This window comes from Rhodococcus sp. NPDC056743, from assembly GCF_042790355.1.
GTDB lineage: Bacteria > Actinomycetota > Actinomycetes > Mycobacteriales > Mycobacteriaceae > Rhodococcus_F.
The window spans coordinates 329,928-345,195 of the sequence record NZ_JBHTZI010000007.1 but is presented as its reverse complement, the minus strand read 5'-3'; the positions used below and the strand labels follow the sequence as shown (position 1 = coordinate 345,195).

The 15,268-nt window shown below is 61.5% G+C and carries 13 protein-coding genes and 2 tRNA genes; 5 read left to right on the top strand and 10 right to left on the bottom strand.

Annotated elements, in window-relative coordinates:
* Positions 1–107: 107 nt before the first annotated feature.
* The gene (locus tag ACFRFQ_RS18290; RefSeq protein WP_378660633.1) at positions 108–2,249 is read left to right on the top strand and encodes an RNA degradosome polyphosphate kinase; all 2,142 of its coding nucleotides are present in this window, start codon (positions 108–110) and stop codon (positions 2,247–2,249) included.
* Between the two features lie 11 nt (positions 2,250–2,260).
* A complete protein-coding gene (locus ACFRFQ_RS18285; protein ID WP_378660397.1) occupies positions 2,261–3,187 on the top strand; it encodes an NUDIX domain-containing protein in 927 nt (308 codons plus the stop codon).
* A gap of 106 nt (positions 3,188–3,293) precedes the next feature.
* On the opposite strand, the gene ACFRFQ_RS18280 is transcribed toward ACFRFQ_RS18285, so the two are convergent.
* The 3 genes from ACFRFQ_RS18280 to leuC all read right to left on the bottom strand — a co-directional run bounded on the left by ACFRFQ_RS18280 (position 3,294) and on the right by leuC (position 6,132).
* Positions 3,294–3,917, bottom strand: a complete 624-nt coding sequence (locus ACFRFQ_RS18280; RefSeq protein WP_378660394.1) for an HU family DNA-binding protein — start codon at positions 3,915–3,917, stop codon at positions 3,294–3,296.
* A gap of 157 nt (positions 3,918–4,074) precedes the next feature.
* Positions 4,075–4,683 carry a 3-isopropylmalate dehydratase small subunit gene (gene leuD, locus ACFRFQ_RS18275; RefSeq protein ID WP_033236578.1) on the bottom strand — a complete coding sequence of 203 codons (609 nt, stop codon included), beginning with the start codon at positions 4,681–4,683 and terminating at the stop codon, positions 4,075–4,077.
* A gap of 27 nt (positions 4,684–4,710) precedes the next feature.
* Entirely contained in the window at positions 4,711–6,132 is a 1,422-nt protein-coding gene (leuC, locus tag ACFRFQ_RS18270; RefSeq protein ID WP_378660391.1) for a 3-isopropylmalate dehydratase large subunit, read from the bottom strand.
* A gap of 174 nt (positions 6,133–6,306) precedes the next feature.
* On the opposite strand from leuC, the gene ACFRFQ_RS18265 reads away from it, so the two are divergent.
* The 3 genes from ACFRFQ_RS18265 to ACFRFQ_RS18255 all read left to right on the top strand — a co-directional run bounded on the left by ACFRFQ_RS18265 (position 6,307) and on the right by ACFRFQ_RS18255 (position 7,838).
* A complete protein-coding gene (locus ACFRFQ_RS18265) occupies positions 6,307–7,008 on the top strand; it encodes an IclR family transcriptional regulator (RefSeq protein WP_033236580.1) in 702 nt (233 codons plus the stop codon).
* A gap of 77 nt (positions 7,009–7,085) precedes the next feature.
* On the top strand, positions 7,086–7,595 hold the full coding sequence (locus tag ACFRFQ_RS18260) for a pyridoxamine 5'-phosphate oxidase family protein (protein ID WP_378660388.1): 510 nt from the start codon (positions 7,086–7,088) through the stop codon (positions 7,593–7,595).
* A 30-nt stretch (positions 7,596–7,625) separates the two neighbouring features.
* Positions 7,626–7,838 carry a DUF5302 domain-containing protein gene (locus tag ACFRFQ_RS18255; protein ID WP_378660385.1) on the top strand — a complete coding sequence of 71 codons (213 nt, stop codon included), beginning with the start codon at positions 7,626–7,628 and terminating at the stop codon, positions 7,836–7,838.
* 158 nt (positions 7,839–7,996) lie between these two features.
* Here the strand turns inward: ACFRFQ_RS18255 and ACFRFQ_RS18250 are convergent.
* The 7 genes from ACFRFQ_RS18250 to serA form a co-directional block, all read right to left on the bottom strand.
* Positions 7,997–8,069: transfer RNA gene (locus tag ACFRFQ_RS18250), tRNA-Glu, on the bottom strand.
* Positions 8,070–8,190: 121 nt separating this feature from the next.
* Positions 8,191–8,262, bottom strand: a tRNA-Gln gene (locus tag ACFRFQ_RS18245).
* Positions 8,263–8,415: 153 nt separating this feature from the next.
* Entirely contained in the window at positions 8,416–9,891 is a 1,476-nt protein-coding gene (gltX, locus tag ACFRFQ_RS18240) for a glutamate--tRNA ligase (protein WP_378660382.1), read from the bottom strand.
* A gap of 92 nt (positions 9,892–9,983) precedes the next feature.
* The gene (locus ACFRFQ_RS18235) at positions 9,984–11,144 is read right to left on the bottom strand and encodes an alkane 1-monooxygenase (protein WP_378660381.1); all 1,161 of its coding nucleotides are present in this window, start codon (positions 11,142–11,144) and stop codon (positions 9,984–9,986) included.
* Between the two features lie 344 nt (positions 11,145–11,488).
* On the bottom strand, positions 11,489–12,262 hold the full coding sequence (locus tag ACFRFQ_RS18230) for a fumarylacetoacetate hydrolase family protein (RefSeq protein WP_138872986.1): 774 nt from the start codon (positions 12,260–12,262) through the stop codon (positions 11,489–11,491).
* Positions 12,263–12,346: 84 nt separating this feature from the next.
* On the bottom strand, positions 12,347–13,360 hold the full coding sequence (locus tag ACFRFQ_RS18225) for a 3-isopropylmalate dehydrogenase (RefSeq protein WP_138872985.1): 1,014 nt from the start codon (positions 13,358–13,360) through the stop codon (positions 12,347–12,349).
* 73 nt (positions 13,361–13,433) lie between these two features.
* Positions 13,434–15,026, bottom strand: a complete 1,593-nt coding sequence (gene serA, locus ACFRFQ_RS18220) for a phosphoglycerate dehydrogenase (RefSeq protein ID WP_378660378.1) — start codon at positions 15,024–15,026, stop codon at positions 13,434–13,436.
* Between the last annotated feature and the right edge of the window lie 242 nt (positions 15,027–15,268).

Here is a 15,268-nt window from a genome sequence, read left to right as displayed (position 1 = left end):
AGCACCGCAAGTCCGCAAACAAGACAGAGACAACCTCCCCAGAAGTTGGCGAGAACAACACGGTAAAAACCGGTGACGGGCAGCAGCCTTCGACACCGCAGCCTTCGGTGCGACCACCGGCCAGTGGATCGCCCACCCACATACCGAGTGCGCCGCCGGCAGCCACGAAGGCCATTCCCGCGGTCCTCCTCGGTGGCTTACCCGAAGACCGTTATCTCAACCGCGAACTCAGCTGGCTCGACTTCAATGCCCGCGTTCTCGCGTTGGCGGCTGACGAGTCACTCCCCCTCCTCGAACGCGCAAAGTTCCTCGCTATCTTCGCGTCCAACCTCGACGAGTTCTTCATGGTTCGTGTTGCCGGACTCAAGCGCCGCGACGAAACCGGTCTGTCCGTCCGTTCTGCCGACGGACTCTCCCCGCGCGAACAGTTGGCTCTCATCGCGCAGCGGACACAGGAACTCGCAGACAAGCACGCACACGTCTTTCTCGATTCCGTTCGCCCGGCCCTAGCCGCAGAAGGAATCTCGATCGTTCGGTGGTCCGACCTCAGCGACAACGATCACGAGCGCCTCTCGGTGCATTTCACCGAACAGGTGTTCCCCGTTCTCACTCCACTTGCCGTCGACCACGCGCACCCGTTCCCGTACATCAGCGGGCTAAGTCTCAACCTCGCAGTGACGGTGAAGGATTCCCTGACGGGTGGCGAGCACTTCGCCCGGGTAAAGGTTCCTGACAACGTCGGCCGCTTCGTTCGGGTCAAGAGCACCACGTCGTCGATCGACTCGTTCATCCCGTTGGAAGAACTGATCTCGGCGCACCTCGACGTCCTGTTCCCCGGAATGGAAATCGTGGAGCACCACGCCTTCCGCATCACACGCAACGCCGATTTCGAGGTCGAAGAGGATCGCGACGAGGATCTCCTGCAGGCGTTGGAGCGCGAACTGGCCCGTCGCCGTTTCGGATCACCGGTCCGACTCGAAGTTGCCGACGACATGACCGAACACATGCTCGACTTGCTGCTTCGTGAACTCGACGTCGACCCCGCCGACGTCATCGAGGTTTCCGGCCTGCTCGACTTGTCCTGCCTCTGGCAGGTTTACGCCGTCGACCGTCCGGCGCTCAAGGACGCACCCTTCGTTCCGGCGACGCACCCGGCATTCGGTGAACGCGAAACACCCAAGAGCGTGTTCTCCACTCTGCGTGACGGTGATGTACTCGTCCATCATCCGTACGACTCGTTCTCCACGAGCGTTCAGCGGTTCATCGAGCAAGCGGCTGCCGACCCGCAGGTTCTTGCGATCAAACAAACCCTCTACCGAACCTCCGGTGATTCGCCGATCGTCAACGCACTCATCGACGCCGCAGAAGCCGGCAAACAAGTTGTCGCCCTTGTGGAGATCAAGGCTCGCTTCGACGAGCAGGCAAACATCAAGTGGGCTCGCAAGCTCGAACAGGCCGGAGTGCACGTCGTGTACGGCCTGGTCGGACTCAAGACTCATTGCAAAACGTGCCTCGTGGTTCGGCGTGAAGGCTCGACCATCCGGCGGTACTGCCACATCGGAACCGGCAACTACAACCCCAAGACTGCACGGTTGTACGAGGACGTCGGATTGTTCACAGCCGCACCGGAGGTCGGCGCCGACCTCACGGACCTCTTCAACTCGTTGACCGGTTACTCGCGCAAGACCAACTATCGCAACCTGTTGGTCGCCCCTTACGGTGTGCGCCGCGGAATCGTGGAACGGATCGAAGCCGAGATCGAACACAAGTTGGCCGGGCGTGATGCTGCCATCCGCATGAAGGCCAATGCACTTGTCGACGAACAGGTTATCGACGCGCTGTACCGGGCATCCAAAGCCGGCGTGCCCGTGGAGATCGTGGTTCGCGGAATTTGCGCGCTCAAACCCGGTGTACCGGGACTGAGCGACAACATCGAAGTCCGTTCCATTCTCGGACGATTCCTCGAGCATTCACGCATGTTCCATTTCCGGGCAGCCGACGAATTCTGGATCGGCAGCGCAGACATGATGCACCGCAACCTCGATCGCCGAGTGGAGGTGATGGTTCAGGTGACGGATCCCAAGTTGGCGAAGCAGTTGGCCGACATCTTCGATTCCGCGCTCGACCCGCGCACCCGGTGCTGGGTACTCCATCCCGACGGAAGTTGGGTTGCCTCCCCCGAACACGGCGAGGATGTACGCGAGCATCAGCATTCGTTGATGCGCAGTCGCACGTCCAGCGGATCCTGACGGTCGCTGCCATGGCTGACAAACCTGTCAAAGCGAATATCTTTGCCGCCGGCGCGGTGTTATGGCGAAAGGCTCCTGATAATCCGGAGGCCGTCGAAATCGCCGTTGTTCACCGCCCTAAATACGACGACTGGTCTTTTCCCAAAGGAAAACTCGATCCGGGTGAAACGTTCCTGACAGCCGCCGTTCGTGAAGTCCAGGAAGAAACGTCCATCACCGGCCGCTTCGGTCGTCACCTCGGCGGTGTCACCTATCCGGTTCCTGGACACCGCAAACTGAAGCGGGTCGAATATTGGGCCGCAGAAGCCGTCGACGGAGATTTTGGTCCGAACAGCGAAGTGGACGTTCTGCACTGGCTTCCGATCGACGAAGTCCCTGACCATCTCTCGTATCCGATGGATCGGATGATCCTGCGCCGCTTTGTCTCCGTACCACCTGATACGCGCACCGTGCTGCTGGTCCGCCATGCAAAGGCGGGAAGTCGTAAGCGGTACAAGGGCGACGACACGCTCCGCCCGCTCGAAGCCAAAGGCAAGGAACAGGCCGCAGCCTTAGTCGAGCAGCTACGCATCTTCGGTGCGGACACCGTCTATTCCGCCGACCGCACTCGCTGCATCGAAACTGTGATGCCACTCGCCGAGGCTCTCGGAGTAGAGATCGGGATCGAACCCCTTCTGAGCGAAGAGGGCTACGCGGAAGATCCAGCGGCTGCCCGTGCGCGGGTACTGGAGATTGCGTCTGCAGGCGGCACACCGGTCATCTGCAGCCAAGGAGGCGTCATTCCGGATCTGATGGCCTGGTGGAGCGAATCAGCCGGTGTAACACTGCCCTCAGCGCGCAACCGCAAGGCCAGCACCTGGGTGCTCTCGCTTGTGGGCGACCGACTGATTGCGGCTGATCATCTCGACAGCCCGCTCCCGAAAGTCGCCAATGCGTAAAGAGTTCTGAAAACAAAGCAAGAGGCCCAGTTGCGATCGTCATCGCAACTGGGCCTCTTGCTTTTACTGCTTGCTTTCCAGCGTCAGGCTTTTCGCCCGAACGAGACTACTTGGAAGCGCGCTTGGCCGGAGCCTTCTTGGCCGGAGCCTTCTTGGCCGGAGCCTTCTTGGCGGGAGCCTTGGCGGCAACCGTCTTCTTGGCTGCAGTCTTGGCCGGAGCCTTCTTGGCGGGAGCCTTCGCGGCAACCGTCTTCTTGGCTGCAGTCTTGGCCGGAGCCTTCTTGGCGGGAGCCTTGGCGGCAACCGTCTTCTTGGCTGCAGTCTTGGCCGGAGCCTTCTTTGCTGCCGTCTTCTTTGCTGCTGCCTTCTTGGCTGCTGCCTTCTTGGCTGCTGCCTTGGTGGCCGGTGCTGCTACGCCGCGCTTGACTGCCGGGCCGCTGGCCGGAAGCTTCTGGCCGCCAGCAATAACCGCCTTGAACTGTGCGCCCGGACGGAAAGCCGGAACCGACGTCGGCTTGACCTTGACGGTCTCGCCCGTACGCGGGTTACGTGCGACACGTGCCGCACGACGACGCTGCTCGAAGACACCGAAGCCGGTGATGGTCACGCTCTCGCCACGGTGGACGGCGCGGACGATGGTGTCCACGACGTGCTCCACTGCATCGGTTGCTGTGCGCCTGTCCGAACCCAGCTTCTCAGTCAGAACATCGATGAGCTCTGCCTTGTTCATTGAAATTCCTCCGCAAATAATGGTCCACCGTAGGACCGACTGAGAACTACGGTAAACCTGATAACGGCAAGAGTCTATGTGCCACGCCAATTCTCAATCAACGTAGCCCCGAAATCGTGACCTATTTCTCTTCTTGCCCGCTATCCCCGATATCCGTTCAGCCCTGGGAAATTTGGGCCGGGAGGGTAGTCGGTTTCCATGACGGCCTTGACTTTTCGAACTCCGAAATCGCCTCTACCTGGCGCAATGTCAGTCCGATGTCGTCGAGACCTTCGAGCAGACGCCACCTCGTGTAGTCGTCAATGCTAAAGGGCACCACCGTTGTTCCGGCGCTCACTGTCCGATTCTCGAGATCGACTGTCAATTCGAGTCCGGGCTGTTCTTCGAGCAACTTCCACAGCAGTTCGACGTCGCTCTGCTCCACCTGCGCGGCCAGCAGGCCCGCTTTTCCGGCGTTGCCGCGGAAGATATCTGCGAAGCGCGACGCGATCACAACGCGAAAACCGAAGTCGGATAGCGCCCAAACGGCATGCTCTCGCGACGAGCCCGTACCGAAATCCGGGCCGGCAACCAGGACGCTGCCTTTGTCGTACGGCGCGTGGTTGAGGATGAAGTTCGGATCGGTGCGCCAGCCGGCGAACAGTCCGTCCTCGAACCCGGTGCGCGTCACCCGCTTCAGATAAACGGCCGGGATGATCTGGTCGGTGTCGACGTTCGAGCGGCGCAGCGGTACGCCGATTCCCTTGTGCGTGCTAAAGGATTCCATCAAAAATCTCCTCGAGTAATAAGTGCGTCAGACCAGATCGGACGGTGCCGACAACGTTCCACGGACGGCGGTGGCTGCGGCGACGAGCGGAGAAACCAGGTGCGTCCGCCCGCCTTTACCTTGGCGGCCTTCGAAATTCCGGTTGGACGTCGAGGCCGAACGTTCGCCTGGCGCCAGCTGGTCCGGGTTCATACCCAGGCACATCGAGCAACCGGCCTGTCGCCACTCAGCTCCCGCGGCGACAAAGATGTCGCCCAGGCCTTCACTTTCGGCCTGCGCGCGCACCCGCATCGAGCCGGGAACGATGAGCATCCGAACACCTTCTGCGACATGGCGACCCTCGAGAACGCCGGCAACCTCACGCAGATCCTCGATGCGCCCGTTGGTGCACGAACCGACGAAGACCGTGTCGACCGAGACATCGCGCAACGGCATGCCGGCGTCGAGTCCCATGTAGGTGAGCGCCTTCTCGGCCGCTTGACGTTCGTTCTCTTCGACGATTTCTTCCGGATTCGGAACGCGGTCACCGAGCGGCGCACCCTGTCCCGGGTTGGTTCCCCACGTGACAAAAGGCGTCAGAGCGCTGGCGTCGATGTGGACTTCGTTGTCGAATTCCGCTCCGTCGTCGGTCTTCAGCAGTTCCCACGCAGCCACGGCGGCATCCCAATCCGCGCCGGTCGGAGCGTGCGGACGCCCCTTGATGAACTCGTACGTGATCTCGTCCGGGGCGATCATGCCGGCGCGGGCGCCGGCCTCGATCGACATGTTGCAGATGGTCATCCGCGCTTCCATCGACAGTTTCCGGATCGCCTCGCCGCGGTACTCGAGGACATATCCCTGGCCACCGCCGGTGCCGATCTTGGCGATGACGGCAAGAATCAGATCCTTGCTCGTGACGCCTGGCGGCAATTCGCCGTCGACCGTGATCGCCATTGTCTTGAAGGGGCGCAAGGACAGTGTCTGCGTTGCCATCACATGCTCGACCTCGCTGGTGCCGATTCCCATTGCGAGAGCACCGAAAGCGCCGTGGGTCGAGGTATGCGAGTCGCCGCACACGACGGTGGTTCCCGGCTGCGTCAGTCCGAGCTGTGGGCCCACGACATGCACGATGCCCTGATCCAGATCGCCCATGCGGTGCAAGCGAACTCCGAATTCTTCACAATTTCGGCGCAGGGTGTCGACCTGGGTCTTGGAGACGGGATCGGCGATCGGCTTGTCGATGTCGACCGTCGGGACGTTGTGATCTTCGGTGGCGATCGTCAGATCAGGACGGCGCAACTTCCGGCCGGCCAACCGCAATCCGTCGAATGCCTGCGGGCTCGTCACTTCGTGGACGAGGTGGAGATCGATGTAGATCAGGTCGGGACTCTGGCCCTCACCTTTCACCACTACGTGGTCGTCCCACACCTTCTCGGCGAGAGTGCGTGCTTTCTGTGCCATGTCTTCCACCTCTGTACGTAGCCTCGCGTCGACGAACTACGGGCTGGCCCGCCGCGCGTGAAATGTAAGTCCGACCGCCCAACAGTTCTCATGCTGCGCATCAAACTCTCGGAAAGTGGATGTTGCTGACCTCTCGAAGATCATGCGCTACTATCCCACTATGCGAGAATCTGGTATCGACCTATGAGACAGCATAGCGGCATCGGCGTGCTGGACAAAGCAATGGGCGTGCTTCATGCAGTAGCCGAAGAACCGTGCAGCCTGTCCGAACTCTGTGCGCGCACAGGCCTGCCAAGAGCCACCGCACACCGTCTTGCCGTCGGCCTCGAGGTCCATCGACTTCTCGCCCGCGACTCCGACGGCCTGTGGTGCCCCGGCCCCGGCCTCGCCGAATTGGCTGCCACTGCCAATGATCCTCTGATCGCCGCGGCGGGGCTCATCCTCCCCCGCTTGCGCGAGATCACCGGCGAGAGCGTGCAGCTGTACCGACGCGAAGGCACCGCACGCGTCTGCGTCGCATCGATGGAACCGCCGACGGGCCTGCGCGATACCGTCCTGGTCGGCGCGCGCCTGCCGATGAACGCCGGGTCGGGTGCCAAGGTTCTTCTCGCATGGGCAGATCCGCAGACTCAGCGCGCGGTTCTCGCCGACGCGACCTTCGGCGAGCGCGTCCTTCTCGAAGTTCGTCGTCGTGGCTGGGCCCAGAGTGCGGCCGAACGAGAACCCGGCGTTGCCAGTGTGGCGGCACCGGTGCGGGACAGCTCCGGCACTGTTGTGGCGGCGATTTCGGTATCCGGACCGATCGACCGGATGGGTCGGCGCCCGGGTGCCCGGTGGGCAGCCGACCTTCTCGCGGCCGCAGAAGCACTGCACAAGCGCTTGTAAATCAGACACGTAATCATGTAATCCGTGCCACAGTAAGAACTTCAAGAGCACCCGCAGCCGAGGAGATCACTGCCGTCATGACCGGGAAACAACGCAGCCAGATCACGATGACCGAGTCCGAAATCTCGGACTTCGTCGAAAAGAGCCGTACCGCAACGATGGCCACACTGAGTGCGGACGGCATGCCGCACCTCATCGCCATGTGGTTTGCGATCGTGGATGGCGAGATCTGGTTCGAGACCAAAGCCAAATCGCAGAAAGCTGTGAACCTGCGACGCGACTCGCGGATGTCGGTCTTGATCGAGGACGGTCTCACGTACGACGCGCTCCGCGGAGTATCGATGGAAGGTGTCGGAGAAATAGTCGACGACCCCGAGGCCTTGTTCGCGGTCGGAATCAGCGTCTGGGAGCGATACACCGGGCCGTACTCCGACGATCTCCGGCCTGCGGTCGACGCCATGCTCCACAAACGTGTCGCAGTGCGATTCGTCCCCGATCGCACACGGTCCTGGGACCATCGCAAGCTCGGAATGCCGGCGATGCCGCTGTCCGGGACTACAGCTCCCGCCGCTGAAGGCGTAGCTTGACCACAGGACCGACATCCAAGGAGCACACAGATGAGCGAGCAGGACAGCACCAAGCCGGAATCCGAAACAGCGTCTGAATCGGAAACACCGGCGGAGGCCAACAAGCGCAAGTTCCGCGAAGCACTCGAGCGTAAGAACCACAGCAACGCTGCTGCAGCCGATCATCGTGACGGTCAGTCGAAGGTCCACAGCACTCATGGTGCCGCTGATCACAAACGCGAATTCCGCCGCAAGAGCGGATAGTACAGCCGCGTTAGTGAAGATGAGATGACAATCACCCCAGTCGATTTCGACTGGGGTGATTTGTTTTCGGGGCGATTGTTTTGATTCGCGACTTGTCATCTGATCGCAGACATAAGAAAAAGACCCTCCGATCAGATGATCGGAGGGTCTTTCTTTTGTAGCCCCGACGGGATTCGAACCCGCGCTACCGCCTTGAGAGGGCGGCGTCCTAGGCCGCTAGACGACGGGGCCAGGACACGCTTTATGCATGTTCTATTCTTTGCACTTCAAGAACTTCCCTTTCGGGCTGTTCTCTGGAAGCTCAGCAAGCTTAGCTTGTCTGAGTCCGGCTGCAAAATCGACCGGATTTTCGCTGGGGTACCAGGACTCGAACCTAGAATGGCGGTACCAGAAACCGCTGTGTTGCCAATTACACCATACCCCAAAGGTCTTGCTCGGCCTTGCTCGCTCCGCGTCGCTGTAATGCTTGGCGGCTCGTCTCCGGCCGAAAAGAAGATTACCAGTACCCCTGCCCCAAATACCAAATCGTATGGTCACGGCACCTTTTTGCTTCATTTTCGGCCGGCGAGCACCCAAACTAAGCGGTTACCGCTGCCCTACCGGCCCGCAACCGGGCGAGTGAGACATCGCGACCGAGCAATTCCATCGACTCGTACAGCGGAGGGCTGATGTGAGAGCCCGTAATTGCCACCCGCACCGGAGCGAAGGCCTTACGCGGCTTGAGCTCCAGATCCTCGATGAGAGCCTTCTTGAGGGCTTCCTCGATACTTGCTGCCGTCCACTCCGACGTGGCGTCGAGCGCTGCAAGCGACGCGTCCAGAACCGGACCCGCGTCTTCCTTCAGGTTCTTGGCCGCAGCAGCGGGATCGAGAGCAAACGACGCCTCGTCGACGAACAGGAACTTCAGCAGATCCCACGCGTCGGACAGAACGACGATGCGGGTCTGCACGAGCTCTGCAGCAACGGTGAACGTCGCTTCGTCCACGTCGGCGCTGATATGGCCGTGTTCCACCAGGAACGACTTCAGGCGCGACGCGAAGTCCGCCGGCTCGAGCAAACGAATGTGCTCGGCGTTGATCGCGTCTGCCTTCTTCTGGTCGAACCGCGCCGGGTTGGAATTGACCTTGGAAATGTCGAACGCCGCGACCATCTCGTCGAGCGAGAACACGTCGTGATCGTCCGCAATGCTCCAGCCGAGCAGAGCCAAGTAGTTCAGCAGTCCCTCGGGGATGAACCCGCGGTCACGGTGAATGAACAGGTTGGATTCGGGGTCACGCTTGGAGAGCTTCTTGTTGCCCTGGCCCATCACGAACGGAAGGTGACCGAAGGACGGCGTGAAGTCCGCAACACCGATCCGGATCATCGCCTCGTACAGAGCCAACTGCCTCGGCGTGGACGAGAGGAGATCCTCGCCGCGCAGGACGTGCGTGATCTTCATCAGCGCATCGTCGACGGGATTGACCAGGGTGTAGAGAGGAATGCCGTTGCCGCGTGTCAACGCGAAGTCCGGCACCGTTCCGGCCTTGAACGTGGTCTCGCCGCGAACGAGGTCGTTCCACGTCAGGTCGTGATCAGGCATCCGAAGGCGCACTACCGGCTTACGTCCGTCGGCGATGTACGCCACACGCTGCTCGTCGGTGAGATCCCGATCGAAATTGTCGTAGCCGAGCTTCGGGTCGCGTCCGGCTGCCTTGTGGCGCGCTTCCACCTCTTCGTTGGTCGAATACGACTCGTACGCTTCTCCGGCTGCCAGCAGCTTCGCAACAACATCGAGATGGAGATCACGACGCTCGGACTGACGGTACGGCGCGTGCGGCCCCCCGACCTCCGGGCCCTCGTCCCACGTCAGACCCAGCCAGCGCAGGGCGTCGAGGATCGCCTGATAAGACTCTTCGCTGTCCCGTTGAGCATCGGTGTCTTCGATGCGGAACACGAAGGTTCCACCGTGATGTCGTGCGAACGCCCAGTTGAACAGGGCGGTGCGCACCAAACCCACGTGCGGGGTTCCGGTGGGTGACGGACAGAAACGGACGCGTACTTCGCTGTTGGTCATGGCTCACTTGGCTCGGCGATGATGGATGGTCGTACTACAGATTAGTCCCGCCGGCTCTTCGTTTTCCCTGAAAGTGGTGAGCGCGCCAACCGTCAGCGCCCAGGCAGCACGTTTATCCGGTTCATATCGCCGTCGTAGTACGCGAGAAGTCGCTTGTCCATGATCGAACGCCACAGTGGCGGGACCCACGCACAGACGATCATGACCGCGTATCCGGCCGGCAACTGCGGTGCGTCGGCGGCACTACGAAGGCTTTGGTAGCGCAACCGCGGATTGGCGTGGTGATCGCTGTGGCGCTGCAGCTGATAGAGGAACAGATTGCTCACGACGTGATCGCTGTTCCAGCTGTCCTCGGGCGAGCAGCGTACATACGTTCCGTCGTCACGCTTGGCGCGCAGCAACCCGTAATGCTCGAGGTAGTTGGCCGTTTCGAGGAAGGTGAATCCGGCGATTGCCTGCACCGCGAGCCACGGTGCGATCTCCCAGCCGAACACCGCGATGAGCGAGCCGAACAACACCACACTCATCGCCCACGCATTGAGGATGTTGTTCTTGTAACTCCATGTACTCACACCTGCACGCGCGAGGCGGGCACGCTCGATCTGCCAGCCCGAACGCAGTCCCCCGATGACGCTCCGCGGCAGGAAGAACCAGAAGTTCTCTCGATACCGCGAGCTGGCGGGATCTTCCGGAGTTGCCACTCGCACGTGGTGACCGTGGTTGTGTTCGACAAAAAAGTGGCCGTAGAAGGACTGCGCCAGCGCGATTTTGGCCAACCACTTCTCGAGCTTCTCACTCTTGTGGCCCATTTCGTGCGCCGCGTTGATACCGACGCCGGCTACCACTCCGACTGTCATCGCCAGCGCGAACTTCTCCCCCGACGCCATCGGCGAGTTCACCCAGCACCAGCAGGCAAACACGAGGCCTATGTACTGCAACGGGAGAAACAGGTACGTGCACCAGCGGTAGTAACGATCAGCCTGCAGCTCCGGAATCTTCTCGTCCGGGGGGCTGTTCCCGTCCTCACCGGCGAGTAGATCGACGAGCGGAATCACAATGACGATCAGCCAGGCTCCGACTGCCCAGAACAGACCCAGAGTCAGCTTCTCCACCAGGAACCACGCCGCGAACGGACTGAGCGGCACCAGCAGACCCAATGGCCACAGGTAGCGCTTCTTGTCACGCCACTTCGGCGCTGCAGACTCACTCAGCTCGGTCGACCGAGTGCGCCGGTACGCAGTAAAGGCCCCCATGTGCCACAGCCTCCAATTTCCGAAAACTCATCAATACCCCACCGGCATCACACCGGATATCGACAGAATACGGATCATCGTTACATTGGCAAACTTAGGGTTATCAAATGGGAGCTTTGGCCCAATTTGCGTATTAATCCTATTTTCGAAAGGCGCAGGCAGCTGTTTGCGCATAACCACTTGCCGTCCGTCTCAAACAAATGGCTGAATACGACCATAATTGCGACATCCGTCATATTGTCGTTCCGCTCGACAAAACAGCGCAGGCGACCGTCCAGCTATCACCGGGAAAAAGAAAAATGGGGCCCCATCCGAAAGGATGAGGCCCCGGCCGAACCTGGTGGTCAGCGCTTTGCAATCACCGGGTTCGTGAGCGTGCCGATACCGGACACCGTCACCGAGACGGAATCGCCGGCAACGATCGGGCCGACGCCTTCGGGCGTACCGGTGAGGATGACGTCACCCGGCAGCAAGGTCATCACTGCCGAGACCCACTCGATGATCTTCGGGACGTCGTGCAGCAGGAAAGCCGTGCTGCTGTCCTGCTTGACCGCTCCGTTGACCTCGGTCTTGATGTCGACGTCGGACGGATCCAGGGCCGTCTCGATCCAGGGCCCCAACGGGCAGAACGTGTCGTGCCCCTTCGCGCGGGTCCACTGACCGTCGTGACGCTGATGATCTCGGGCAGAGACGTCGTTGGCGACGGTGTACCCGAGCACGACGCTGAGCGCCTTTGCTGCCGGAACATCCTTGCAGGGCTGACCGATGACGATCGCGAGTTCGCCCTCGTAGTGAACTTCGGTTGAACTGGGCGGCAGGACAATAGGCGCACCCGGGCCGACGATGGACGTGTTCGGCTTGAGGAAGATCACCGGATCTGCCGGTGCCTCGCCGCCCATCTCGGCAGCATGAGCCGCATAGTTCTTGCCGATGCAGATCACCTTGCTGGCAAGGATCGGCGCCAACAGGCGCACATCGGCTAGTGGCCAACTACGGCCGGTAAAGGTGGGGTTCCCGAACGGGTGCTCGGCAATTTCCTTGGCAACGAGGGCATCCTCTTCACCTTCGATACTGACAAACGCAACACCATCGGGACTGGCAATTCGACCAAGACGCATGCGCGCAAGTCTATCGGGGTGCCGGAAACGACTGACGCGCGCAAGCCGTAAGGCCCACGCGCGTCAGAGTCCGTGCAGTGTTGATTACAGAGCGGCAGTGATCCGGTCACCGATCTCGGTGGTGACGATCGGACCGTCGCCGCGGGTAGCCAGGTCGGCAGCGACCACAGCCTCGACGCGAGCGGCGTCGTCCTCACGGCCGAGATGGCGAAGAAGCAGTGCGGCCGAGAGAATCGCGGCGGTGGGATCTGCGATTCCCTTACCGGCGATGTCCGGGGCACTGCCGTGCACGGGCTCGAACATCGACGGGTTGGTGCCGGACGCATCGATGTTTCCACTTGCGGCCAAACCGATTCCGCCGGTCACTGCGCCGGCGAGGTCGGTGATGATGTCACCGAACAGGTTGTCCGTCACGATGACGTCGAAGCGCGACGGGTCGGTCACCATGTAGATGGTGGCAGCGTCGATGTGGCAGTACGCCGTCTCGACGTCCGGGAACTCCGCTCCGACGGTCTCGATCGCACGCGTCCAAATCGCTCCGGCATTGGAGAGCACGTTGGTCTTGTGAATCAGCGTGAGGTGCTTGGAACGCGTCTGCGCCAACGCGAATGCGTAACGAACAACACGCTCTGCGCCGAACCAGGTGTTGATCGACACCTCGGTCGCGATCTCGTGATCGGTGCCGACGCGGATGGCTCCACCGTTTCCGGTGTACGGGCCCTCGGTGCCTTCACGAACCACGACGAAGTCGATCTCGGGCTGCGCCGCGAGCGGTGACGTGGCGCCCGGGTACAGCTGCGCCGGACGAAGATTGACGTGATGATCGAGCTGAAAGCGCATGTTCAGCAGCAAACCGCGCTCGAGGATGCCCGGCGCAACGATCCGCGGATCGCCGATGGCGCCCAACAGGATTGCGTCGTGCTGACGGATCTGGTCCAGCTCGTCTGCAGGCAGCAGTTCACCGGTGGCGTTGTAGCGACGGGCACCGAGATCGTATTCGGTGGTTTCCAGATCGGGGACCAACTTGCCGAGCACCTTGAGTGCTTCAGCTGTTACCTCGACACCGATTCCGTCACCGGGAATGACCGCAAGCTTCATTGAATCCTCATTCGGTAGAACTGTGCGCCTTTATTAACCGCCGGCGGTTGATAAAGGCGCACAGTGAAAACAATCAGGAAAGGTCGACCTGGGCGACGCGAGCGTCGAGCTGCGAGACGATTGCCTCGACATCGGCGTCGGCGACAACCTTGTCGACGCGCAGGATGGCCGTTGCGCCTTCGCCTTCGGCGTCCTGGCTCAATGCTGCGGCCAGGATGTCGGTGCCGGCGTTACCGAGAACGGTACCGAGGACACCGAGAACGCCCGGACGATCGTTGTAGTGAACAACGATGTTGTGGCCCTCGGCGCGCAGGTCGAAGCTGCGGCCGTTGATGTTGACGATCTTCTCGACCTGCTGCAGACCGGTGAGTGCGCCCGTGACGGACGTGACGGTGCCGTCAGCGGCAACCGCGCGAACCTCGACGGCGCTGCGGTGAGCGAGTGCCTCGGAGTGCTTTTCGACGGACACAGTGACGCCGCGCTGTTCGGCGAGCGCCGGAGCGTTGACGAACGTGACTGCTTCGTCGCTGCTGGCGGAGAACACGCCGCGCAGGGCAGCGAGGCCGAGGATGTCGACGGTTTCGGCGGACAGTTCACCGGAGGCGACAACCTGAACCGTCTGAACAGCTTCGGGAGACAGCGTCGCAGCGAGGAGACCCAACTTACGGACGAGCTCGAGCCACGGAGCAACTTCTTCGCCGACCGGGCCACCGGAGACGTTGACGGCTTCGGGAACGAAGTCGCCGGCCAGAGCCAGGAGAACGCTCTTGGCGACGTCGATGCCGGCACGGTCCTGAGCTTCGGACGTCGATGCGCCGAGGTGCGGGGTGACGACGACGTTGTCGAGCTCGAACAGCTTGGAATCGGTGCACGGTTCGGTGCTGAAAACGTCGAGGCCGGCGCCGCGAACCTTGCCGGAGACCAGAGCGTCGTACAGCGCGTCTTCGTCGATCAGGCCACCGCGAGCGGCGTTGACGATGATGACGCCGTCCTTGGCGCGGGAGAGACGCTCGGCGTTGATCAGGCCGGCCGTTTCCTTGGTCTTGGGCAGGTGCACGGAGATGAAGTCCGCACGCTCGACGAGCTCGTCGATGCTGACCAGTTCGATGCCGAGCTGCGCTGCGCGAGCTGCAGGCAAGTAGGGGTCGTACGCGATGATGGTGGTTTCGAAAGCGGCGAGACGCTGCGCGAACAGCTGGCCGATGCGGCCGAGGCCGACAACGCCGACGGTCTTGCCGAGGATCTCGACACCGTTGAACTTGCTTCGCTTCCAGGTGCTTTCGCGCAGGGTCTTGTCTGCGGCGGGGATCTGGCGAGCGGTCGACATGAGCAGTGCAACTGCGTGCTCGGCTGCCGAGTGGATGTTGGAGGTCGGTGCGTTGACGACCATCACGCCGCGCTCGGTGGCTGCGGGGATCTCGACATTGTCCAGGCCGACACCGGCGCGGCCGATGATCTTCAGCTTGGTGCCTGCAGCCAGAACCTCGGCGTCGACGGTGGTGGCGGAGCGAACAAGAATCGCGTCGGCCTCGGGCACAGCTGCGAGCAGGGCAGCGCGGTCGGGTCCGTCGACCCAACGCACCTCCACACCGTCGCCCAGTGCCTCGACTGTGGATGGCGCGAGCTTGTCTGCGATCAGAACAACGGGGCGGCCAGGCTGGCTCACGTGCAAACTCCCTGATTAGGTGGGTGTGGGGGTGGTTTAACCCCCAGTAGTTTAGTGCGCGCCGTCTCGGCGTCCACAACTCGGTAGGCAATACCACATAGTGGACACTTTTGCGGGCGAATTCTCAATGAGAATTGCGTCGGACCTCAGTTCGGCCCGACAAAGACCTCCGGCCCAATGACTCTCCGGTCCAAGATAATTGGACCGGAGCAGACATCAGGCCGGAGTGAAGACAAGCTGAA